The sequence below is a fragment of the Janthinobacterium sp. LM6 genome, from assembly GCF_002002885.1.
Classification (GTDB): domain Bacteria; phylum Pseudomonadota; class Gammaproteobacteria; order Burkholderiales; family Burkholderiaceae_D; genus Janthinobacterium; species Janthinobacterium kumbetense.
This window is the reverse complement of record NZ_CP019510.1, coordinates 3876979-3899913: the sequence shown is the minus strand read 5'-3', so window position 1 is coordinate 3899913 and position 22935 is coordinate 3876979. Positions and strand designations below refer to the sequence as shown.

Sequence of the window (22935 nt, the reverse complement as noted above, 5' to 3'; positions counted from 1 at the left end):
ATATTCCTTTCAATGTATTGGAGCGGCCGAGCGGCGCGGTCCTGCCGTCTGTCGGCGCGGCGGCTGAAATTCCTAACCGTGGGCAGTGCTAAGGCTGGGCCAGTCGGTCAAGGCCATTCACCAACGGAGAAAAGATGAACAGCTTTTATAGAAAACAATGCAATTGCGTAGGGGAATGTCGCTGCTCGAAGGATGAAGACGCTGGCACACTCTCTCTTGCGGCCATGGCGCAAGCCGAGCGCATACGCGTGAAACTCATGCTCGTCAGGGACTTTCAGGTGCAGTCGGCATTCATCAATGTCACCAAGCTGGCTAGCATTCTCGGCATTTCTCCCTCGACCATTTGGCGGCAAATGCGGAACAGACAGTTTTTCATTCCCTATCAAATCTTCAATTGCACCCCGATGGTCTGCATAGATGACTTGGTGGAGTGGTATTGCTCACGCGACTGCCTGTCTGCGTTGGAGGCCGCAGAACTCGAAGAGCGCGAAAAAGACGAGAAAGAACAAACCAGTCTTGCCCGCAAGATGGCAGACGAGGCAGTATCCCGGGCGCGAGCCGCAACGATCGTTGAAGACGCCATGGCTGCCTTGGGATTGGCCGGCAACGGCAAACGCGGGACTGGCTTTCGGCCGGGACGCTGACTCGTCAGGTGGGTAGTGGACTAGGGCGCAAGAGCAATGCTCTCGTGCCCTAGTCCACTTATGTTTTGATGTTCAATGAATGCTGCTGGGAGGAGTGATCACGATGCCCAAGATGCGCATGTGCGATTTGTCGATGATCGAAATGGCCTCAAATGCCGGGTTTGCTGCGGTCAAGATATGAGCGCCGCCTATGATTCTTAGTGTTCTAATAATCCTGCCAATGCCTATTACGTCCGCGCACACGATGTCGCCATCCTTTGGCTCGGCATTGAGCTCGACGTCGACCATGTCGCCGTCCTTGATTCCAAGGTCGCGCATCGAGTCGCCATTAATGCGCACTTGTTTTTTTGCATGTGTAATTGCCGAGGCGATGCGTGCAAAGTGCTTCTCCTCAGCGGTCATGCCAGCGCCCGTCGTCGATGGGATCTGAATCGAGGAGCGCATTTGAGTTGGGAAGGGCTCGTCATCACGGTTTTTTCTGGCGTTGAGCCACTGCTCATAGGCCTCCAACGGCGCTTCCTCGGATGTTTCCTTGTGGGGCAAGGTGTCGTCGCTCGTCATTGACGCAATGTCATCGGCGGAGAATTCGCCACTAGTAATGATGAACGCCTCGAGTGGCGAGAGCCCGGCGCTTGCGGGCTTGGCCTTGCTGGGGTTTGAACGGGGCGCGGGCTTCCCCGCGCCATTTTTCTTAGTGTTTCGAATCATCGGTGAGAGCCTCTTCGTTTCGCCATGCGCCGCGATCTCAGCGTGGCATGAGCGGCAGGAAGTGTGCTTCCGCCGTCACAGCCGGATCAGAGTCTCTCCGACTTTTTAAACTTTCGCAAGACCCGCTTTCTTGCCGCGTCATATGCGCCAACGGTGAGGCCGAGCGAGGATCTGATTTCCCGTGCCGGCATGTCCGACAGAAGGCATGCAAGAACGTCTCCCGCGACTCTGTCGGCCCCGGCGCGGAGCTGGCCCAGTATCGTCTTGGTGGAGATGCTATCGGCCAAGCGCTCCTCGGCGCGGAGGACAGTCTCTTCGGCGGAGATGTGAAAGTTCTCGCCCAAGAAGGACCATTCAAGAATGTCTTCGATAGGAATGCCTGATGCCGCCTGCGTCAACTGTTTGTTGCGATCGGCGCCTGCAATGCTGCGCATGGTCATGACCATGTATATCTCAAAATTGACGCTCTTGGGCCAGCGGCGGCGCTGCTCCACCGTCAGGTATAGAGCTTCATGCATCAGATCCAAGGGCTCGGTGAAATGGGTTCCCTTTATGTATCTTCTGGCCACTCCTTGCAAGACTTGCCTTTCGCGGGCGCTGATGTTGGTATAAGCGAGCATCGTTTCTTCTGGCGTTCCATATTGAGTCATTGCTGTCATTGTTTCCTCCGAGTGATTGTCTTCCTGCCTTCGACTGCAACTTGGAAGAGTCTTCTGCCTAGCCGGATTTGTTTGTCTGATCAGCGGCGGCGCTGGCCGCTCGTCAAGGCGGCCGGCGCCAATGTCCGAAGCTGATTTCCCTCCGCAGTGCTCTGATTGGCATTGGGAGAAGCGATGAACAGCGACAATTGTCGGACTGAATATGACTGGGGCATTTCTGCCCCGGCCGCGCCATCAGTGGGGCGGGTGAATGTGGTGGGATGGATCGGCGCCAGCGCGACGCTTGGTGCCTTTCTCGGGATTTTTGCGCTGATGTTGTCTTGGCGGGCGCTGCCCTGGCTGAATGACCCTCCGGGCTCCATCTCGCTCCACTTCAGCTATCTCATTCGCTCGGCTTTGCATTGCGTTTGGAGTTGGGCATTTTCAGATGCGGCCCATAGCTATGCCCAATTTCTGGAATCGCTGTCCGCGGGGGAGAGAGTTGCTTTGATCTCTCGCTTGATGTTTGCGCTGTGGGTCGCGTGCCTGCCCGCGGTGTTCTTGGCGAAAATCTACCTCGCTCCGCGCAATGGCCTGCTTGTGCTGAGAGGATCGGCGCGCCATGTGGGCGCCCAAGCGGTCGAGGCGCTGAATCTGATGCTCGCGGACCGGGTCAAGCGCAGGCCTGATCACCCCATTGCCCCGGATGTGCCTTATCCAGCGGACATGTGGACTAGGCACGTCCTGGTAGTGGGAGGCGTGGGCTCTGGCAAGTCGACGGCACTCAAGCCAATGATTCAGGCCGTGATCGATGCGGGCGAGAGCTTGCTGCTTTTCGATCCCAAGGGAGAGTTCACAAAGGGGTTTGGCGAGCCAGAGATCATGGCGCCGTGGGATGCCCGTTCCCTGGCGTGGGACATCGCGAAGGACATGCGAAACATCGGGGACATGCGGCGCTTTGCCGCGGCCATGATCAGGGAGGCCCAAGATCCGATGTGGTCCAACGCGGCGCGGCAGATCGTGGTCGGCTTCATGATCTATTTAAAGACGACGCGAGGGAATGGTTGGGGATGGCGAGAGCTAGCTGAAATGATGTCCATCCCGCAGGCCAATATTCTGCAAATCATGGAGGCGTGCCACCCAGAGGCAATGCGGTCGGTGGAGAGGGCGTCCGTAACCACGCAGGGCATTTTGATCAATCTGTCCTCATTTTGCGCGTCGATCTTTGACCTGGCCGAGGCTTGGGGCGAAACACCGGAGGATCGCCGCATCAGCTTTGTGGAATGGGCGCATGGTGGGATACACGGCAATGATGTTAGCGAGGCCATTGACGGTCGCGGCGCCATTGAAGGTCGCGACGCCATTGATGATGGTGAGCACGTTGAGGGAGACGCGGGCCGGAAAGGTAAAAGGAAGGGCGGGGAGGCAGTTGAAGGGGCAGCCCGTCGGAAAGGTAGCTTGAAAGGAGCCGGTGAGGTTGAGCGGGAAGGTGGCTGTAGAAGTAGCGGGGAACATTCCCGGGGCGTGCGCCGGCAAATCATTCTTCAAGGGCATGGCGCCTATCCGGAGCTCACCAAGGGCTATTTGGAGGGAATCATTGGCACCGTCTCGGCGATCGTGAATAGCGTGGAGATGGACGACGACGAGAGCCGCAAGCTGTGGATCATCGCCGATGAGTCGGCGCAAATGGGCAAAGTGCCGATCCGGCCTCTCTTGGAGGTCGGCCGCTCGCGGGGCGTGCGCTGCATCCTGGCCTGCCAAGACTTGGCGCAGCTGGAGGAGATCCATGGCTCGCTCATGGTGAAGGCGATGGTGTCGATGGCCGGCACCGTCCTGGTCGGGCAGCTCATGCAAGGAGACACCGCGGAGCAAATGTGCAAGGCCTTGGGCTCCCGAGAGGTCGAGCGCTCAAATATTTCCTACGGCGGCAGCGGCGGGAGTGGCCCAGGCAGCTCGACGACACTTTCGTTCGCGCGCGACGAGATCGCCATTTACAAGCCGTCGGAGCTGGGCTCGCGTCTTGGCCCGACCGCAGATGGTAAAGGGGTGCGCTTGGCGCTCTTTACCGGCGGCCAGGCATACGAGCTGTTCTGGCCACATTACAAAATGAAAAAGGCCAGGGAGGCTCACGTGCCAGCCGCTTGGACAAAAGAAATTAGCAGAGGGGTAGGGTTTATTGGTAGCCCTTCTGTGTCACCCGAAGCCTCGATCGCAGCATCAACCCTAGCCGCAGCGCCAATTCCTGCAGCAACCCCAGCAGCAACCCCAGTTGCAACAATATCGCCAGCCGCAAAGGCAGCTCCAATCTCTAGCACAACCTCAGTGGCAGCTCCTGCATCAGCAGTGCCAGCAGCAAGCACGGCTCTAATTCCAGCCGGGCACACTGAGCCAAACACTTTTTATCCCGATTCGTCTGGCTCGTTCGCTTTTTCCCGTGTTCCACTTGGAGCCAGCGTTGACTCGCCAGCATCGAGGACAGATTTTCGCCCGGAACTTGCGCCATTGACCAAAATTGAGCCGGTGCGCAGCGAGCTGCCCAGCGATTTGCACGACTTGCCGAGCGTGGAGGAGCTATCAGCTATGCTGAATGAAGCTCTTGATCTTAAAAAAAAGAGGGCATCCAAAAAGACTGGCGATGCGAGGAGCGATGCGCTCAATGACTGATGAATTTGCATCTTTGGCCGAACGATGGCGGCGACCGCTCGTCGCAGTCTTGCCAATTTCCAGGCAAGCAATCGGCGAATAACCACGCGCCAAAGCAGTCCCGTGCATAGCTGAACGGAAGAAGCATATCTAATGCTGCCGGCAAGGGCCGCAAGGAATGGTGCGGGGACGTGGCCAGCATCAGCGGCGAAGGCGGTGGGAGGGCAGGGCCGGAGCAAGAAGCCAAGTGTTGGATGTCGAAAACATGCTGTATGGGAGGTTTGATGAAAAAAATGAAATCGAGACGAGAAAACGGTTTCAATTGCTCGGGTTTCATCATCAATAGGCTGTGCCTTGCGGAGGTGCGCGAAAGCCCACGAGGTGCCTCGTTAGCCACTCAAGCCATTGCTAACGAAGACGAGGTCCTAGCTGATCTGGATGTCGACCTTGTTGGGGACTTGGGCAACGACCAGGATTTGGCGTCTTCAAGTGACCGAGCAGGTATTGGCGCACCCATTGAAGTCCACATTGAAGCCCCTATTGAAGAGGAGGTCCCCATTGAAGAGCTCAATACTAAATTTCGAAAGAGCTGCATTCAAGATCGGCAAGCTGACAAGGAAAAATACGCGCGGATGCTTTTTGTAAAGCTGGAACTCTGCGTTTACGTGCACAGCAAGTTAAAGGAACGTGGCGGTGTGGAGCGAACCAGCTTGTCGCGGGAACTGGCAAAAGTGATTCGCAAAGTGCTAACGAACCAGGCGCACATGGATCGAGTTCATCAAAGAATTTGCGGGGCAAGCCTGGCGCTGCGCGCGTTTTCCCAGGACCGGAAGGGGGGCCATCAGGATATTGATCCCCAATAGGTCTTTGTAATGTAGGGGGGGGGGGGGGGGGACGATCTGATCAGGTCTTTATAGTGGCAAAAATAAGAGGTGAGACATGCGTGTCGAAAACCCAGCTGTGCAATTTAACGGACATGCTCGCTCTGCAGGCGAAAATGTTGGAAATAAAGCAGACGTGAAATCTGAGATCGCTCTCACACTGATTGAAGCGATGAAGAGCGGGAATACCCCCTGGCAAAGACCTTGGGCGGCGCAAGCTCTTAGGCCAGTGAATCTCGCCACGAACAACGGATATCGAGGCATAAATAGGCTGCTGCTTGCTTTGGGGAGCTGTCTTGATGCTGAGGGACGCTCCGATCCTCGGTGGGCAACCTATCAGCAGGCGCAAGCAAATGGCTGGCAGGTCAGGCGTGGCGAGAAAGGGACCCCGATCGTGAAGTTGGTTGAAGTCGGGAAATCTGCGAGCCCGGATGCACATCAAAGCTCTTCTGCCGGCAATCGTCAGCCTGCCGGCAGCGTCAGATCTAATGCCAATGCCAATGCCAATGTCGGAAGTGGAAGTGGAGCGGGAGCGGGAGCGGGAGGGGGAGGCGGTGGACTTTCGGGCGCGCGGAATGCGCAGGCAGGTCAGGCCGAGCGCAAGGCTTTCGCGCTGCGGCGATACGTCGTTTTCAATGCTCAGCAAATGGATGGCGTGCCATCTCTTGAAACCCCATCTGAAAAGCTGTTCGATCCTGTCGTCCGTGCGGAGGCGGTGATCCAGGCTCTCAAAGAAAAGACGGGCTTGCTCGTCGTTCATGGTGGCACCGATGCCTGTTACGTGCCGGCCCTGGATGAAATACGGTTGCCGGCCAAAAAGTCTTTTCATAGCGCCTACGATTATTATGCGACGGCTCTGCATGAAGGGGCCCACAGCACGCTCCATAAGAAGCGTTTAGACCGTCAAGAGGCGATCGCAAAGCGATGGGGCGACGAGGCCTACGCTGTCGAGGAGCTGAGGGCGGAGATTTGTTCGGCGATCTTGGCGGCTGAGACTGGTGTGCCGATGACTCAAAGCCACATCGACAACCACGCGGCCTACCTTCAGCACTGGATCAAGGCTGTGAGCACTGATCCGATGGCCATTTTCTCAGCAGCGAAGGATGCCGAGCTTATGGCGGAATACATGCTTGGCTTGGAGCGGAAGATGGCGGCGATCGAGCCGCACAAGGAATGGATCGAAGAGTATGACAACGCGAGGAGCGCATGATTATTTCCCTTCAGCAGAGCTAACTGATAATTTTGGTCTCAAGTTCATCGAGGGCGAAGTTGATGAAAAATAAATTCCCATGTGGGTCAAATTTCTCACCATTTTAGTTGGTTTTGTGATACTATATTGCGGTGGAATAGAGTGACACCCGAAAACCCGCCCGGGAAGATATTCCATACCTGCCCAATTCCAAGTCTAATCAGCTTACGGAAACAGGTCCGGTAAGGCCATGTGCTCATTATGAGGCGGGGGTATCAAGCTGTGAATGTGTTGTAAGTGCAAAACAAGATCCGCGTGCAATAGAGGGTCCTTCTAAGCCTAAAAAGACCAAACCTGTAAAGGCAGAGTCTGTAAAGGACAAGTCAGCGAAGGCTGGGTCTAAAAAGGCCAAGTCGACAAAGGCGAAGTCCGAAAGTGGCAAGCCAGCGAAGGCGAAGTCCAAGAGGACCAAGTCAACAAAGGCGAAGTCTGATAAGGCTGCTAGCTGCGTAACCGTGGCAATGCAAGAAGGTGTGTTCGATGTGATCTCAAAAGCGGAGGTAATAATGAAAAGTTCGAAGAAAGTTAGTGCAGTGAAGAAGTTAGTAGGTTGGATGATGTTTGCAACAGCAATGAAAATGAGCATGCTTCCGTAAGCTGATTAGTGATAAAAAAGACCCGCCGAAGCGGGTTTTTTTTCGTCCATCGCTTTTGCTAAAGCGGCTTAGCCGATCGACACGTGCCTGTTCTCGATCGAGCTGGATGCGACCCACTAATTTGTGCGAGGCGATCATCGCCAGCAAGGCCACCGGCATGGCCGAGTCACTGATGCTTCGAAGATTAGCAGGACGCTTTTCGCGGCGGCGTTGTTAGATGATATCGGCATGCCTCTGCCATTAGCGACATGGCCTATTGGCCCGTAGTGAAAGATTTTATGGGCGATGGGTATGCGAGCTAAAGATTTGGATAAGCGCCTCACCCCGCATGCAAGCCAGATGCCTTACTTGGACAGGCTCAGGAGGCTAACGACTGTGCCGTCTTGAACTCGGAAAGATTGCGACTTGACTTGATATCTCGATGCTTCTCGATCCGAAAACCATAGTTGCCCTCCCTCCGTTTTTATTCTTGTTTTGCCCTCGCCTTCACCATACACCAAATCAAAAGCCTCGGTGTCATAGTGCAGCTCTCTATTGAGGAATAGATTCTCAGGTGCTTTGGGGCTTTTGAAAAACCACGCAAGACCTCTGCGAACATGACACACCACCCATGCAGGAGCTGTGGATGTTCGAACCATCTTAATGCACGTTGCGGTTATGCTGGCGTTGAACGTTGCGCCGAGTTTTTGCGCGCTGTCGATAGTCAGAGGCTTGCCACATGCAGCTGGAATGAATAGATAGCTAGGGAGCAAAAGCTGGCTAGCGAAGCTATTCGCAATGGCTTCGCCGTCGCGCGAAGCATCGCTATGTGGACCTATGTCTTTGCTCGTGCAAAGAAAGCCGCTGCGTCCGCGATCAAGTTTCAAGTGCCCAAGTTCATGTGCCAGTGAGAACCTCTGTCTAGTAATGATGCTCTTGGAATTGATGGTGATGACAGCTTTGTCCCCATCCGCAACAAGCCGGGCCTCGCAGCCGCAAAGAGGGCGACGATGGACGGTTGCTCCCATGTCGAATGCTATCGCATCCAAGTCGATGTCGGCGGGGTCGGATATGCCATAGTTCCACAACAAGGCCTCTGCAGGGCTAAGCTGGGAAAGTTCAAAGGGGGTCATGATTGTCCTTGACCGCCCCCATCTCAATAAAATCATCCCAGAGCGATAACCAGTCGTCGTCGGAAAGTGTTTTTCCATCGCGGAATGCGACGGCTAAATTGGGCCTGATTGCCAAAACAGCTTGTATGCGTTGCTTGATTGATTCCAAGCTAGGTCGCAAGCGCGGCTCAGTCGCCCTGTTTTGCTGAGACTCAGCCAGGCGCTGCCGCGCCAACGCTAGCTTTTGCCGCTTGGCTTCCGCGATGAGTTTCATAGCGCTTGAGCGAAACTCATTGCCGAGCTTGGCAGTGTCCAGTCCATCCTCTTGCGCTTCCTGCATTAGTTGTTCGTCCGTTAAAGCATCCACCTCGTCACTGAGAGCCGCTGCGATTCGGTTTGCTTTGCGGAGCAAATCTTTTTGGGTGTGGTGAGTCATTTTGTCCTCCGTCCACGAAAAATAACGTCTGCGCCACGGCGCAATTTTTTCCTTGCCGACTCGTATTCCGTGACGGTCAGTCCGAATTCTTCGATGAGAACACCCCGTGGTGTTCCGTCTTCCAGAGCTGCCAACACGAGTTCGACGTTGTCATCTCCTTTGAAATGCGCTTTCAGCTCTTCGATATCGGCTTGCAGCGCAAGGAACGCGGCATTTTCAATAAGGAGATCATCTGTGCCAGGTGCGCCTGCGATGTGAGCCAGGCTGCCATCCGAGTATCTGTCATCGTCAAGGTCACATTCAAGTGTTTCATTGATCACTTGTTTTAATCCACGCTGACCGTTTGCAATACTCTTCATCGCCCCGAATATGAAAATTTCAAAAGGCAAATCCAATGGCCAATGGCGCGTTCCCTGCAATGTTCGAACAATTGCTTCATTGAACAAGGCCATCGGATCTCCATCTGGCGCGCTGCCAGCCCAATATTTTATTTTCTTGCATAGGCGAATAATGTCCACATCCTTGAAGGCGCCTATGGCAACCTCGAGCCGCGCCGCGATGTCGCTTGGCGCCGCCATGTCTACCGGTTCAGATTGTCGCATCGCTTTTTTCTCCTCCGCCACATTGTAGGCTGGCCACCTTAAAAAGTCGGACAAAATATTTTTTGTCCGACTTTCCGATCTCATCAGCCTATGTTTATGTGGGGCACTTCCGCCCCATATTTAAGGAGCATTCCATGGCAAAGAAAAATAATCAACACGTCGTCCCTAATTCGACGGGCGGTTGGGCGGTGCGACGGGAGCATTCTGAGCGTGCGACGGCAATTTTGCCGACAAAGCAGCAGGCTGTCGACCGCGCACGTGAAATCGCTGCAAATCAAGGTGTCGAACTGGTCATCCACACAAAGGATGGCCGGATTCAAAACAAAGACAGCCACGGAAACGACCCGTTCCCACCACCAGGCTAATGCTTGGCATCATTGGAGAATCGCATGATCGACATTAAATTTAAGGTGGGTGGCCGAGAGGTGAGCCCGAACAATTTGAAAAGCGTTCTGGAAAAAGCCATTTTTCAAAATGTCCGAGACCAGATCGCCTCGCGCGTTGGCCGCATCTCTTGCCCCGAACATGGCAAGTCACCTCAAATAATAGGAGAGGGGCGGGATCTTTCCTCGCTGAAGTTCACGGTCAAAGGATGTTGCGACAAAGCTGTCAATGAAGTGCGACGTCGCATGGGCGCCTAGTCTAGGTGGCGACGAATATTGATGTGAAGGATGCCGCAAGGCCGCTGGAAGCTGCATGCTAAAAAGCGTGCGGCTTTCAGCCTGTATTTGCAAGTCGCCGGCTTTGATTAACTAAGCGTGGCGTGAGCAGTTTAGGATCAGCTGGGCTGGTGCAAGCTGAAAGTATTCGGATGCATTGAAGAGAAAATATGCGCCATGAGTTGTGGCGACAAAACAAAGGGCGCGCAATGAGAACAGAACAAGAAATTTTCGATGAGCTGGGCGCGTTATGCGCATCACCAGGATTCATCCATGTGATCGCATATTTTTGTATGCGCGACAACATGATCGGATATGCAGGCGATGAGATGAAGGCAGAGGACATGGCTAACCTCTACGGACACTCGCGTCTAATTCGAACCGAGATTTCCGCCCTGTTGGGGCTGTTGATCAAGCATGATATCGATTATGCGCTCCCCGAACCTGCAATGCTCCAGAGCTATGCGGAAAAATGCGAAGCTCTCCTAGAAGAGATACATCAAGCGATGTCAGGAGAGGTTTTCCGCGCTGTGACACCGGAGATGATGAAGGATAAAAACTTCAACCCGTTTACTTTGGGAGCAGCTCTGCGAGAGTCGATTTTCTATGGGGCGGAGTCCGCTTATGCTTTTCAATACCGGGATTTTTCGCCGCTGAAATATGGACGCGACGACGAGTGGCTTATTGCTAACAAGGGATATTCTGTTGACGACGGGAAGAAGGTGGTCCACGCCGTAGGACTCCATCAGAATGACAGCGCCGTCAATAATCTCAATGCGATGAAAGAGCTACCAATGGCGCAGTGGACAATCTTGCCGGCGAATGAGTTTTCCGCTACGGATATTGCGGCGCGGGCAGCTCTTCCTGTTGATGTGGTGGAGCGAGTATTGAATGCGTTCACGCTTTCGAAGGACCAGCGCAACGGAGGCTACAAGAAGCTTCAAGACTTCAATGCGATTAACGCCTCCCCGTTGATCAAGCGCGGTGATAAGTATTTGCTTTTTAATATTTGCAGCTTGTCCGAAGCATTTTATCAGTCTCCTTTTTACTGGATGTGGGATGACAAGCCCTATCGGCCGAAAGCGATGGAAAACCGTGGAAAATTCACGGAGGAATTCTCTGCCTCGCGCTTGGCTGGCGTTTTTGGGGAAGCGAATGTCTATGCCAACGTTAATATCTTCACATCAAAGGACACGATCGCTGGGGAAATTGACGTGTTAGTTATATTTGGAGATCGGGCGATCGTATTGCAGGCAAAATCGAAGCAGTTAACCATCGCCGCGCGGCAGGGCGATGATCAACAACTGAAAACCGATTTTGAGAAGGCTATCCAAGCATCGTGTAATCAAGGGTATTCGTGCGCTCATCTCCTGCGCGATCCGAAGGCCGTTCTCAGAAGCGCCGATGGGGTCGAAATCGCCTTGCCTTCTGAACTACGAAAAATTTATGTGATGTGCATTGTGGCGGACCACTATCCGGCGCTGAGCTTCCAAGCGAGGCAGTTCTTGAAATTTGCCACTACCGAGCACATTTCGCCGCCGTTCGTGATGGATGTTTTTTTGCTGGACGCCATGACAGAAATGTTGGACTCGCCGCTTCAGCTGTTGAGTTATGTCGACCGCCGCACCTATTACGATGATAAATTCATATCGTCCCACGAGTTGACTACACTGGGCTATCATCTGAAACAGAATCTTTGGTTGGATGGAAAACAAGATTTGGTCATGCTTGACGACACGTTGGGAACAGACCTCGACTTGTCGATGCTAGTTCGACGTGAAAATATTCCAGGCCCATGGACGCCAGATGGCGTGTTGACGCGCTTTGCCCAGACCCGAATCGGAAGGTTGGTGAAACAGATTGAGCGCGAACCCAACCCTGCGATGCTTGCGTTGGGCTTCTCGTTGCTAACACTTGGAGAAGATGCTGTGGTCAACCTCAGCAAAGCGATTGAAGAAGTCAATCGACGCGCGAAGGATGATGGAGAGAGACACAATATTTCGGTTCAAATGGAGGACGGCAGCGCCGGTCTCACCGTGCATTGCAACTATGACTCCGTTGAGGTGGCGAGCGAGAAGCTTCAGACATACTGCATAGCTCGAAAATACGCTCAGAAGGCCCATAGGTGGTTTGGCCTGTGCCTGAACCCAGATGACGGTGCCATTCGTTTCGGCGTTGGGATCGAGGAGAAGTGGGCGCGTGAACCAGCAATGGACGTTTTGACCCGAGGTATGGCGAAACCAATAAAAATGTCGGGTCTGAGCATTATGATTAGTAGAAAATTAACCAAGATTGGCCGAAATGATCCGTGTGCATGCAAGAGCGGAAAAAAATACAAAAAATGCTGCATGCAGTAGTCCGTAGTCACTACCGCGGTCTGGCTAGGCCTTTCTCGGCGGTGCCTAGATTGCTGTGCCAACGTGCAGACCTGGATTAAATTGAGAGCGGTGGATCTGATGCCCGGCTTGGCGGCACTGAAGGAGTTAACGCTTATTGTGGAGTATATGCTCGACTTGAGTGCGCAAAAGACAGTTGCCGATAGCTAAAAGGAATGGATTCAAAGCTGTAGTTGAGCATCTCAACCTATCGACATAACGGTGAACAGGAAATAGTCTTTTGACGGACTATGAATGAATATGGCTGACAATAAACGACATCATTATGTGCCGAAATTCTATTTGAGAGGTTTTTCGCAAGACAAAAAAAGCATCAACCTGTTACACGTCAAAAGTGGAAAAAAAATTCTTGGGGTGTCTTTAAAGAGTCAGTGCTATCGCGACTATTTCTATGGCAAAGAGGATACCCATGAAAAAGCGCTCGGCATCCTGGAAGGTGTCGCTGCTGAATCCCTTCGCCGCATGGTTGATGCTAGACGACCTCCTAGCCCTCATGAGCAAGACTTCCATACGATACTAATTTTTCTCGTAGTTCAATCATTTCGCACAGGCTATCAAGTCGACGCGGTGAATGAGATGACCGATAAGTTATTGAAACATCTATTGAAGGAAGAGGCCATGGCGAAATCCCCCGATCTCGACATGTCGAAGCTTACAATTTCAATGAAGAATGCCAGCAACATGAACGTCAAGAGTGCGTTCATCTCATACCCATTGCTAATCGATCTCCACTGGTTGTTGGTAAAGGCTGTCGATGATGATGAATTCGTCACTAGCGACACCCCCGTGGTTTTTGTGAACCCTTTGATGGGAGGAATCAATGGAATGGCCAACGTCGGAATCGCATGCAAGGGGCTGCTGCTGCTTTTTCCATTGACGCCACGCTGGTCGTTGCTGATGTTTGACAAGGCAGTGTATGAAATTCCGAAGGACTTCGGAGATGCGACGTCGGTGGACGCCTTACCCACCGACGTCGTCCAAATGAACTATTTGCAGGCTGCCTCGTGTTACGAGAATTTCTATTTTTTCCGTGACGACTTGGCTGCAGAAAAAATCTTGGCTGGCGCCAAACGATATAGGCGAATCAGAAAGAATACTCAATCGGTTTTTCCAGGAGAGGAGACGGAAAAATATAGGCGAGAAATTATTTTTAACTCCCAAGAAGGCATCGTCATGCCTCTGTCATTTTCTTTTTTAAAGATTCGAAGGCAAGCCATTCGTTGGCGAACTGAATTCATCCAGAAAAAAACGCGACCGGCGCTGGTGGTGCGCGATCCTTCGCTGTTTAGGTTGCATAACGAGTATCGCGAACTGCAAAAAAAAGGCGGTGTCATGCCGCCTATCGACGAGTTTTTGAAAAGTCGCTGCGAACAAGAAAAGGGAATTGATGATAATGGACAGCCTCAATGACGCTTCGTTATCTGGCTTCTAGCTTGGTGGAAACGGCTCTTTGATGAGTGCTTGGAGGTGCTGGGTGTCGGGGGAGGGGGGCTGCCTCCAGTGTTACTTCCTCTTGGTGCAAAGTATTTTCTGCAAAAGTTATTTGTTCCCGATGTAGCCTTTCAGGAAGGTTGCGAGCATGGCAGTGGCATACCGGAAGCAATCTATGACCTCAATTCAACTTTAGTTAGGTAATTGCGAATCGGCGCCCTTGACCCCAACGGCGTGTCTCAGTCCTGCGACACTACCGACCTGCTCCATTGTGTCTGCAGCCTCTCCCACTTTGACTTGTTCCTCAGCGCTGACCGATGGGCCATGGACTGCGCTCTGTCGCTGTTGGCAAAGGGCGCTTCGGCAAAATTTGGTGTAAAGACCGCCACACCTGTTGGCTCGAACGACGATCTTGAGCTGGCTTTCGATGGCACGTAGAATTGAGCGTCCTGCCAATGATGGTGGAGAATGGGAGTTGTTGTGAATTTGATCGAGTTCAAGCAGTCGGCGGATAAGCACATAGCGGAAGTTGAGCGTCTTGGCTCTGACATCGACGCTATCTTGGCGTATGTCGGCGCCGAGCAGCTGGAAGTGGCTGGTTTGGCAGAAGCGGGAAAGGCCATCCGTCTTGTCGCGCTGGAAGCCTTATCAAAGGGGAGGACGAATGCTTGGGAGTGCTGTCGGGGCCTTTGCAAAGAGTTGGTGCAGCGGTATGTCATCGAGGGCGAGCCGCTCTATCCATACATCCATCTCGCTGAATCGATTCGCGATCACTGCCGGGGTGGCTCTCGATCGCATGATGGCATCGAAGGCGATTGGAGCTTGGCCGTCAAATGCTCGGTGGCTGGTCGAAAAATTAGGGAGATGCAGGGGTATCACGATCTTGTCGAACCCACGCTGGGCGCCTACAGAAATTACGAGGAGGGTGCGCGCGCCGCCAAGCGGCTCATGGCTTGGGGTTTCGCTTTTGAACGAAGCGGTGGAGAGTTGCGCTTTGAGCCGGAGTCCGAGCGCAGAATCTTGGCCGATATCGATCGCCGAGTCCAGTCGTTCGGTGGCTTGGCGCTCGCACGTCGGATATTTGGCGCCATCGCAGGCTCCTACGATCCGGCACAAGAGCGTCACCATATCACGCGGCGCCCAACTAACTTAGGCAATGGCACGCCACAGGAGCCTCTTGGATATCTCCTCCAGCTTGCGGTCAAGCACCCGCTGGGGCGCAAGCCCCTGCGCAACTCACCGCAGCATTTAAACCGTATCGTGGTGCTTGCCACGGACTATGCCGCCGTCATGGAGGTCCAGCCGTATTGGATGGAAAGATTCGTCGGCAGGGACGCCGTAGCCATGTTCCAGGGGCTTCGCGAGATTGCGATCTACGACACGCTCTTTTGTCTGCCACAATTGCGCCCGCGCGACGCGGTGGCGATCGCAGAAGGCATCTTGGACGGTATCGAGATTTCAGGCTACTTTGGCTCAGGCTGGTCGATGGCCAATGCGCTTGAGGTCTCGCGCGCCATTGTCGAGAGCTCCGCCGGCAAGAGGGGGCCGCAATCGATCGACGTTGACGACTTGCTCCGCCGCTGTCCGAAGATGTCTCGCGAGGCCGTCTCGCGGACGCTGCGCGAGGCTCTCAGTCATCCTGAGCCAGGAGCCAACCAATGTTTGCTCAATCCATTATCAGCAGAACTCGGCGACGAGTTGAGTGGCCCTGGCATCGACTTCTTCGATCGTCCGCTTCTGAACCTTGGGGGCGGACGCTTTGAGCTGCTCGATAGGTCGATGTGTGCAACCGCCTTCATCAATGCCTTGCTGGCCCCTGCCGAGAAATTTATCAAGGATTTTGGAAGCAAGCACGCAGGAGTCGGCGTCGAAAAAATGTTGAGGCGAAGTTTTTTGGCGCGCGGCGTTAAAACGAAAGCCGGAAAGTATTCCGCTGACGGCGAGACGTTTGACTGCGATGCGGTTGTGGAGACCTCCGATAAAGTCATCCTAATTGAGGTAAAAAAGAAGGCCCTGACGGCGACTGCTCGGGCGGGCTTCGATGTGTCGGTCATCCTTGACTTAGCCAACAGCGTCTTGCGGGCTCAAACCCAAGCGGCTCAGCACGAGTTGCGGCTACGGCGGGGTGAGACATTAAAGTTGACGGAGGCGGATGGGACAATTCACGAATTGAGATTGGACGGCCGCGATGTGGAGCGCGTGGCGGTCAGCCTGCCCGACTTCGGAAGCTTTCAAGACCGCGAGGTGCTGATGGGGTTCTTGCATAGCCAAATGGAGGCGGAGTATTCGGTCAGCGCTCCTCAATATAAGGAAGACTTCGAAAAGCTTGCAAAGCTTCTCGCTAAATTCAAGAAGGTGGAGGCTCAGCTCCATGCGATGCAGCCAGAGTCCGTCGCACCCTTCTATCACTGCTGGTTCCTAAGTGTGCCTCAGCTTTTGATCTTGCTGGATGAAGCACACGACGCTGAATCGTTTTGGCGAGCTTGGAGCAGCACCCGTGGAATCCATATGGGCACTTTGGATTTTTATTGGGAGCATGCCTGTTTCAACGCGATGAAAGAGACAGCTCTCCCGAAGACAGCGTTCACAGCGCCAATTCCTTTGAGACAGGTGTAGGCGACCGCCATCATTAGAGCTCGTAGAAGCATGCTGACTTGCTTGCGGCTTTGTTTACCCGGACCTTTTGCAGAGGCACGATGCTTGTGTGCTCAAGCTGCACTGCTTGCTCCACGCCAAGCACAAAGGTCAGGTTCGCGCAGACCCTACTTTCGCATACTACTGTTTGAGGCAGATCAAGCGATAACTCAAGTTTTGAATTGAAACAGGGAGGTGGTAGCTCATCTATCTCCCTAGATTTGGACGCCAGGCTTAGCTTTTTTAATTCTTCTTTCGATCTCCCGCTTAATATCACCAGCAAGATATCGACCGTCCAACCAAGTGCCAGTGTTCTCGGGAACTTCGGACAGGGCTTGAGATGCTTTTTCAAGGTCGCCGGATAGCAGACAGCATTTGGCTAATGCAATCTTGGATGGGTTGAGCAAATAGCCATCATTGAGAAGCGTCGATTTTGTCATGCAAATAGAAAAAGCCTCCGCAGCTTCTTTGTAGTTGCCAATTTTATATTCATTGTAGCCGAGCTTAAAATAGTAAGGCGGATAATCATTTTTGATGGAGAGCGCTTTTTTTATGCTGCAGACAGCGTTTGTATAGTTTCCATGCACTTCATAAACAAACGAAAGCTTGCTCCAGGCTTTATGTTCATTTTGATCATTTTTAACCCAAGCTTCAGCCAATTCAAGCGCGCTATCAAGGTCATCCATGTCCACAGCATTGTTTATCTTTGCTGATACACTCATGCTTAACTCCTTTTTATAGCGTTCCCGCCGCATCTCTCGCTGACCTGCCCATTGATGCAGTCATCCATATTTCGCCCTTCCAGACTTCGCTGCCTGTTAGGGGAGTCAAAAAATTCCAAACAGCGTTCGCGTGCTTTAGACCACTCTTTTTCACATTCTTTTGTCATCTTAGCAAAAATCCTTGTTAGCGCAATGTTTTTGAGCAGTTGATGTAGGTATGAAGCAACCGCCTATCAGAAGGGAATAATTCTATTTCAACAATATTTCCGCCATGCTTGCTAAGTTGAAAGTTGAGCTCAAGAGCAAACCGGTATCCTCGTTCGAGTTGAAGGACAATAGCATATTTTCTGAAAGCGCGGCCTAGTCTGGGGCCTGAGCCTTATCACCCCTCACTTTTCAGAAACGGTTTAAAAATGAGCTTGGCAAACCCACTTTAGATGATTATTTGCAGCAAATTGTCGCGTCAGAATGTTAAGTTCGATAACGCTATAATTTTAGCTACCTATGCTTATTTACGGTTTTTTTGGTAAAAATCTATGAGACAACGGTCTTCTATATCGAAAGGGTTGACGATTCACATCGACTCGGACCCGCTAGACGAGGTCAAGGAAGAGTTACTTGCATACTGGTCGGCGCGTAAATACTCGCAGCATAGCGGTAGCTGGTTTGGGCTTTCGCTCGCCCCGGGCACCGGGAAAATTACATTCGGCGTCTATGGAAAATCGCCTTGGGTGCACGACAAAGCGCGCGACGAAGCGACCAGAGGCAGGCCGTCTATGCGTTCCTCGAAGAGCTTGTCGAAGCCGAAGAGGAAGTGGATGCGGAGGATGGAGCCACTGCCAAAAGCCGCAACAGTGAAAGTTGGCCGCAACGCCGCCCGACCATGACGAGGCGAAAAAAAGCAAGCGCTGCTGAATGGAACAGAGGCTAACTTTTGGCCCATCAGGTTAGAGGGGATGGCAGGCTAAATGCCTAGCATAAATTTTGCAGCTCCCATGTTGGGGGCGTATTCCATCGATAACGCAGCAAACTCGGCGGCTAGATCCGGCTTTAGCTTGACGCCATTCTCGCCCGCGTAGTCTCTGATGTTTGATGAAACGAATACCACCTTGGCTGTGAGGCCTTGATTTCGAAGATTCGCAATCGAAGCTAGGTAGGTTTCGATAACGATACAGTCCTTCATGGACTCCTTGCCCCTTCTAGCAGGCGTGATAGCGCGCCCGGCTCGGCTAAACACCTTTTGAGCAACATCGGTCGGCGCTGGCGCTCGGACAGTTGCCGACGCCATCCGATTAGCCAACAGGGCGGCGCGTCCAACATGGCCATCCCAATGCGCAATATCCGCTTTGGCGGTGGCGCCAAATGTTTCCATGATCGTATCCATCTTGTCTAGCCGCAGCTTCCACTTATCCAACGCTGTCTCGGCTTCTTTCTGGACATTGGGAAGATTGTCTTCAAGCTCGTCATATACTTGCTGGGCCAGAAGTGCTCTCAAGTCGTAGCCGCTTTCCATTTTTTTCAAGAGCGTTAGCGATGCCACAAACTCAATCGGATTGGCGTTTTCATTGGTAGCAGCCCGGATCAAATCAAGAATCGAGCAAGTATCTAAGCAAAGAATCGGAGCATTCAGGGTTACAAGATCGGTCACTTCGTTGTCGCTCAACTCCATTAGCGGCTTTCGTCGTAGCGTGCAAGCAAGCTAAGCGCGAAGTCGTAATCTTTGAGCAAATCGTGCGCGGTATCCTCTGGCCAGCGTTCAACCTCATGTAGCCAACGGTATACCAAATCGCTATCTGCCTTGCTGTGCTCAGCATGAGCCCCCATTAGAAAATCAATCCAACGGCCTTGATCAAGAGGATGCGATGCTCCCGTTGACTTATTCGCCAGACGGCTGAAGCTTTGCAACGCTTGGGCAGTTGGAGGGCTAAACCAGTCTTCGATCGACTGATGCTGCTTCGATAACTGGATCTCGAAATCCAACTTGCACGAAGCGGGGGTGGCGACTAGTTGCACAAATTCTTGTATTAGCGAGTTATAGGTTGCGTAATCAAGCGAGGAGCGCTTGGTGGGCACTACATTGAGAACGGAGTAACCTACGAGGCTCGGCCAAAGCACTATCCGCGCGCCGGGTAGCGTAGCATCTTCGGATCGCTCCATGAACATGATGATCCCGTCCTCTTGCTCTTGAACAGGCTCGTCCATAACGTAACGCCAAGGAGCCACAGCGTAATCGCTAAGCTCTTTTCCCAAGGAGGTCATCTGAGTGGCAGGACCAGTGATATGCAAATCTTGGAAAACTTCGATGGAGGATTTCATGTGGGTGGCTTTTAGGCGCTAGTGGAAATTGGCGATGATTCTATCAGTCTTATGTTGACTTGCAGCGAAACCTGGTTCACTTCACAGCATAATTTGCACACGAAACTGGCTCACGTATAAGCCACAATGCTGCTCACGACATTGGGGGGATTGGAGTGATTAATGTGGCATTACTAGGCATTATTCAACGCTGGGACATTCGCCTCCAGGTCCAATTGATAGAGAAAGCTAGGCGTTTGGGCATTTCTAAAAACACCACCCGACTCAAACTGCGATCAGAAAGCATTGGTCCAGCCTACTCCGCGTGGCACCCTATCTGGGCCGTCGAAAAATATGCGTTCCTGCTTTATGCGCTCCTGAAGACCGAAGCAGCACGATCACGCAAGCAGCGGCGCATGTTGAAACCGATACTTGAGGACGTGAAGGAATTGGGATGTGAGGGGCCTTATGACCGGGTCGCAGCATTCGCGAGCACATGGAGGGAGCGCCAAACTGAGAGGCTCAATCTTTCCAGTCAACAAAAAATCGTTACTTAAAGTGGGGAAACTACTTTGAGTAACGATGCATAGACCTCAGTCGAATATTATCGCCGTGCTGCCAGCGTTTTTTTTCGAGCATCCACAACAATTCGCCATCCCTCTAGTGTTTCGATATCAACGGAAAGCTCGTCAGGATGTGGCGTTGGAAGCTGTGCCGGCGCAGCAGCATCGTGTTCAAATTTTGAGCTTTTGGTCATACCAGCATTGATGATGGCGACATCGTCATCTTTAACCTCGACATATTTAAGTTGTTGCGTTTTTATTCCTTCGGTGAACCTTGTCACCACGCCTTGCAATAGAATTTCTTCAACTGCTCGCTCCCACGCAATTCGCAGATCATGGTAGGCATCGCGTGTCAACCGTTTAGCCATCTCCTCATCTCCATTTTTGTGGGCCTTGGCGACTGCTACCTGTTTTTGTCTGAGCGCCCCCACTCGTTTGCTGGTAGGCATCGCATCGAACGGCAAGCGATCGCTTTGCACTCCGAAGCCATCTGGAGCTCGTCGGATGCATTGGGGCTCTAATTCCAAGCCCAGAGCGTCGGCCTCCTGCTGGAGAATACATAGAAAGTAAATGTCGTGGGTGAGCACTATAACTTGGCGCTTTGTTGCCTCTTGGGCAAGCCGTTTTGCGACATGCCAACGTCGGCGATGATCGAGCGACGAGACTGGATCATCAAATACCACACCACCATGTCCAGGGGCCAAATTGACTTCAGTGAGGAAGGAGGCGAGGGCGATCGCACGCTGTTCACCCTCGCTAAGGATATCTTTGGCAGGGAGCGCTCCAGGCACCTCCAGCACAAGCTTGAACTGTGTCCGGCCTTTTAACGATTCCGGCTTCATGGCCACTTTCAACTCGTGGACGTTGAGCGATTGTAGTTCCGCGTTCAACGCGTCGACCACTTGCTTGGTTGCCATGGAATTGGATAGCACAGTAGAGAAGCGAGAGATGGGTGCTGTCGCGGAGGCTGCCAACGCACACTTGGATAGCTTGCCTGCTAAGGAAAATTTTGCGATGCATTCCAGTGCTGCGGTTTTGAGTTCAGAAAGTCTTCGCCGAGCGCCTAGCTCAGCGTGTTCTACCACCATCGCCGCTTTTGCTGCGACGTCCATCGTATCCTCCAAAATTTGTGCATCGACACGCATTTTTTTGCTTATGGCCGCAAGAGCATCCGATGATGGAATCGCTAATGCGTCTATTGCATTCCAGTCACCTAATGGAATTGACGCCTTTAAAATGGCTTCGCGCCGCTCGTTCAGGGCAAGTTGAGCACTTGAGCATTCATTCGCAAGCTCTTGGCTCGCGGTTACTAGGTCGGCGGCCAAGCCTGCATCAATAGACAAATCAATCTGGGCGTTTTTGACGGCTTGGTAAGCAGTCGCGGCGATCGATCGAGCAATGGTATGAGCCTTCTCTGCTTCCTTGTGTATGAACACCTCAAATGCTCGGAGGCGCGCGTCTCCTGTATCGGTTAGAAGATTCTGACAGAGGGGACACGCCGCCTCTGGGCCAAGATGTGGAAAGATGCTGTTGGCGTGCGACTCAGCAGAGAAAGCGCGGGCTGCCTCAAATAGGGCTCTCCAAGTATCGCCACCGGTGCCGGGCAAAAGGCCTTCGGCACCCTTAAAATCTTGTCTTGCCACTTCCGCAGCCTGCTTCGCAACTGTAGACTCATAGATAAGCTTTTTGAGCTCCGCAACCTTGGCATCGTCGAGGGCGCTCGCCGCCGCCGTTATGCGGTTCGCGAGTTCAGAAAATCTTGTTGCCTTGATTCTCAGCGCCTGCGCCTTCTGTTTTGGATCGGCCTCGGCCAAGGCTAGCGCCAACTTCTCAAACCGAAGTTGTTCATCGGCCGAAATCGTCGCAAGCGTCTCTATTTCCTGTGGAGCGGTAATCGCCGAGAGTTTTGCTAGCAGGGCGCCGGTTTTGGTCGCAGTTCTCGCCAAGTCTGCGAACATAGCCACATTTGGCATAGCTGTGGCGGAGTCGGCTCCGGCCATCGATTTAAGCTTGCCACAGACATCGACCAATTTGGACAGGATGTCCAGTCCGTAAGGGACGTAAGCAAAGTCGCCTTTATTGTCCACGTAAGCGCGGGCGCAATGTGAATCAAAAATAGAAACCGATGAAAGCTGCTCCGGGGACACTTGATTGGCAATCCACTCCACCTCCATTTCCTCGCCATCGACCAAAATCTCAAAACTAGCCTGCGCCGGTTCCCTTTGTGCTACGGCGACGTTCGCATTCGGATGAATCGCTTCGCTTTTGTCCCTGGCACGGCACGCCTTCTTGAGGACGCGCGAATATCCCGATTTCCCTGTTCCATTTTCCCCATAAATAACGCTAAGCCCAACGGGTTTGATTGGAAGGCGTTGATGCGGCGCTAACGCGTTCACGTTGAGCAGATTCTTTATGGCGACAATCTGAACGAGTCGACCTGCTTCCTGCGGAGCGGTGATCTGATCCGCAGCAAGTTTTCCAGGGATTCGTTTATGTGGATCTTCGATTCCATGTTCGGACTTGAGAAGCGCATACATGTCATCGTAGTCTTCGGCCTCCAGGTCCGCCTTTCCATATAGCCGAGCGATGATGTCCTGTTGCCAATTCGGCTGTTTTTCAGACCACTTTTGAATTTCTTGCAAGATTGTCATTGAATGCCTAATGTGATTGCAAGAATAGATACATATTTAAACAATATTAGTTTATATTCGTTCTCTGGCGCAACAAACATTGAAAAAATTCTGTAA

At 52.7% G+C, this 22935-nt stretch carries 20 protein-coding genes; 10 read left to right on the top strand and 10 right to left on the bottom strand.

Going from position 1 to position 22935, the window contains the following annotated elements:
- The first annotated feature begins 134 nt into the window (after positions 1–134).
- Positions 135–644: a hypothetical protein gene (locus tag BZG29_RS17135; RefSeq protein ID WP_150130971.1), complete on the top strand. Its 510-nt coding sequence runs from the start codon at positions 135–137 to the stop codon at positions 642–644.
- A gap of 72 nt (positions 645–716) precedes the next feature.
- On the opposite strand, the gene BZG29_RS17130 is transcribed toward BZG29_RS17135, so the two are convergent.
- Together BZG29_RS17130 and BZG29_RS17125 are read right to left on the bottom strand one after the other, a co-directional pair.
- Positions 717–1352, bottom strand: a complete 636-nt coding sequence (locus BZG29_RS17130) for a LexA family transcriptional regulator (RefSeq protein ID WP_077405389.1) — start codon at positions 1350–1352, stop codon at positions 717–719.
- An 86-nt stretch (positions 1353–1438) separates the two neighbouring features.
- A complete protein-coding gene (locus BZG29_RS17125; RefSeq protein WP_150130970.1) occupies positions 1439–2011 on the bottom strand; it encodes a hypothetical protein in 573 nt (190 codons plus the stop codon).
- Between the two features lie 174 nt (positions 2012–2185).
- Between BZG29_RS17125 and BZG29_RS17120 the strand changes: the two genes are divergently transcribed.
- The 3 genes from BZG29_RS17120 to BZG29_RS17110 all read left to right on the top strand — a co-directional run bounded on the left by BZG29_RS17120 (position 2186) and on the right by BZG29_RS17110 (position 6724).
- On the top strand, positions 2186–4654 hold the full coding sequence (locus BZG29_RS17120; RefSeq protein WP_077405383.1) for a type IV secretion system DNA-binding domain-containing protein: 2469 nt from the start codon (positions 2186–2188) through the stop codon (positions 4652–4654).
- 263 nt (positions 4655–4917) lie between these two features.
- Entirely contained in the window at positions 4918–5496 is a 579-nt protein-coding gene (locus BZG29_RS17115; RefSeq protein ID WP_150130969.1) for a hypothetical protein, read from the top strand.
- A 76-nt stretch (positions 5497–5572) separates the two neighbouring features.
- Positions 5573–6724 (top strand): zincin-like metallopeptidase domain-containing protein, encoded by a 1152-nt coding sequence (locus BZG29_RS17110; RefSeq protein ID WP_077405378.1) that lies wholly within the window; start codon positions 5573–5575, stop codon positions 6722–6724.
- 238 nt (positions 6725–6962) lie between these two features.
- Here BZG29_RS17110 and BZG29_RS17105 read toward each other — a convergent pair whose 3' ends face one another.
- The 4 genes from BZG29_RS17105 to BZG29_RS17090 form a co-directional block, all read right to left on the bottom strand.
- Complete coding sequence (locus BZG29_RS17105; protein ID WP_077405376.1) at positions 6963–7349, bottom strand: hypothetical protein; 387 nt, start codon at positions 7347–7349, stop codon at positions 6963–6965.
- A 354-nt stretch (positions 7350–7703) separates the two neighbouring features.
- Entirely contained in the window at positions 7704–8471 is a 768-nt protein-coding gene (locus BZG29_RS17100; protein ID WP_077405373.1) for an ImmA/IrrE family metallo-endopeptidase, read from the bottom strand.
- Positions 8458–8886 carry a hypothetical protein gene (locus tag BZG29_RS17095; RefSeq protein ID WP_077405370.1) on the bottom strand — a complete coding sequence of 143 codons (429 nt, stop codon included), beginning with the start codon at positions 8884–8886 and terminating at the stop codon, positions 8458–8460. Before BZG29_RS17095 ends, BZG29_RS17100 begins: the two co-directional genes overlap by 14 nt.
- Entirely contained in the window at positions 8883–9542 is a 660-nt protein-coding gene (locus tag BZG29_RS17090) for a hypothetical protein (RefSeq protein ID WP_150130968.1), read from the bottom strand. Before BZG29_RS17090 ends, BZG29_RS17095 begins: the two co-directional genes overlap by 4 nt.
- A gap of 80 nt (positions 9543–9622) precedes the next feature.
- On the opposite strand from BZG29_RS17090, the gene BZG29_RS17085 reads away from it, so the two are divergent.
- The 5 genes from BZG29_RS17085 to BZG29_RS17065 all read left to right on the top strand — a co-directional run bounded on the left by BZG29_RS17085 (position 9623) and on the right by BZG29_RS17065 (position 16590).
- Complete coding sequence (locus tag BZG29_RS17085; RefSeq protein ID WP_077405346.1) at positions 9623–9853, top strand: DUF2188 domain-containing protein; 231 nt, start codon at positions 9623–9625, stop codon at positions 9851–9853.
- A gap of 24 nt (positions 9854–9877) precedes the next feature.
- A complete protein-coding gene (locus BZG29_RS27855; RefSeq protein WP_150130967.1) occupies positions 9878–10129 on the top strand; it encodes a hypothetical protein in 252 nt (83 codons plus the stop codon).
- 188 nt (positions 10130–10317) lie between these two features.
- Positions 10318–12504, top strand: a complete 2187-nt coding sequence (locus BZG29_RS28535) for an SEC-C metal-binding domain-containing protein (RefSeq protein ID WP_150130966.1) — start codon at positions 10318–10320, stop codon at positions 12502–12504.
- Between the two features lie 279 nt (positions 12505–12783).
- Positions 12784–13953, top strand: coding sequence for a DUF4238 domain-containing protein (locus BZG29_RS17075; protein WP_171985038.1), 1170 nt, complete (start codon positions 12784–12786; stop codon positions 13951–13953).
- A 501-nt stretch (positions 13954–14454) separates the two neighbouring features.
- Entirely contained in the window at positions 14455–16590 is a 2136-nt protein-coding gene (locus BZG29_RS17065) for a hypothetical protein (protein ID WP_150130965.1), read from the top strand.
- Positions 16591–16823: 233 nt separating this feature from the next.
- On the opposite strand, the gene BZG29_RS27850 is transcribed toward BZG29_RS17065, so the two are convergent.
- The 3 genes from BZG29_RS27850 to BZG29_RS17055 all read right to left on the bottom strand — a co-directional run bounded on the left by BZG29_RS27850 (position 16824) and on the right by BZG29_RS17055 (position 19646).
- Positions 16824–17330, bottom strand: coding sequence for a tetratricopeptide repeat protein (locus tag BZG29_RS27850; RefSeq protein ID WP_150130964.1), 507 nt, complete (start codon positions 17328–17330; stop codon positions 16824–16826).
- A 964-nt stretch (positions 17331–18294) separates the two neighbouring features.
- Positions 18295–18999, bottom strand: coding sequence for a PIN domain-containing protein (locus BZG29_RS17060; protein ID WP_077405331.1), 705 nt, complete (start codon positions 18997–18999; stop codon positions 18295–18297).
- Positions 18999–19646 (bottom strand): hypothetical protein, encoded by a 648-nt coding sequence (locus BZG29_RS17055; RefSeq protein WP_150130963.1) that lies wholly within the window; start codon positions 19644–19646, stop codon positions 18999–19001. The genes BZG29_RS17060 and BZG29_RS17055 overlap by 1 nt, the downstream gene beginning before the upstream one ends.
- A 164-nt stretch (positions 19647–19810) precedes the next feature.
- Between BZG29_RS17055 and BZG29_RS27845 the strand changes: the two genes are divergently transcribed.
- Positions 19811–20182: a hypothetical protein gene (locus BZG29_RS27845; protein WP_150130962.1), complete on the top strand. Its 372-nt coding sequence runs from the start codon at positions 19811–19813 to the stop codon at positions 20180–20182.
- Positions 20183–20229: 47 nt separating this feature from the next.
- Here the strand turns inward: BZG29_RS27845 and BZG29_RS17050 are convergent, their stop codons facing one another.
- Entirely contained in the window at positions 20230–22839 is a 2610-nt protein-coding gene (locus tag BZG29_RS17050) for an AAA family ATPase (protein WP_077405325.1), read from the bottom strand.
- Positions 22840–22935 lie beyond the last annotated feature (96 nt).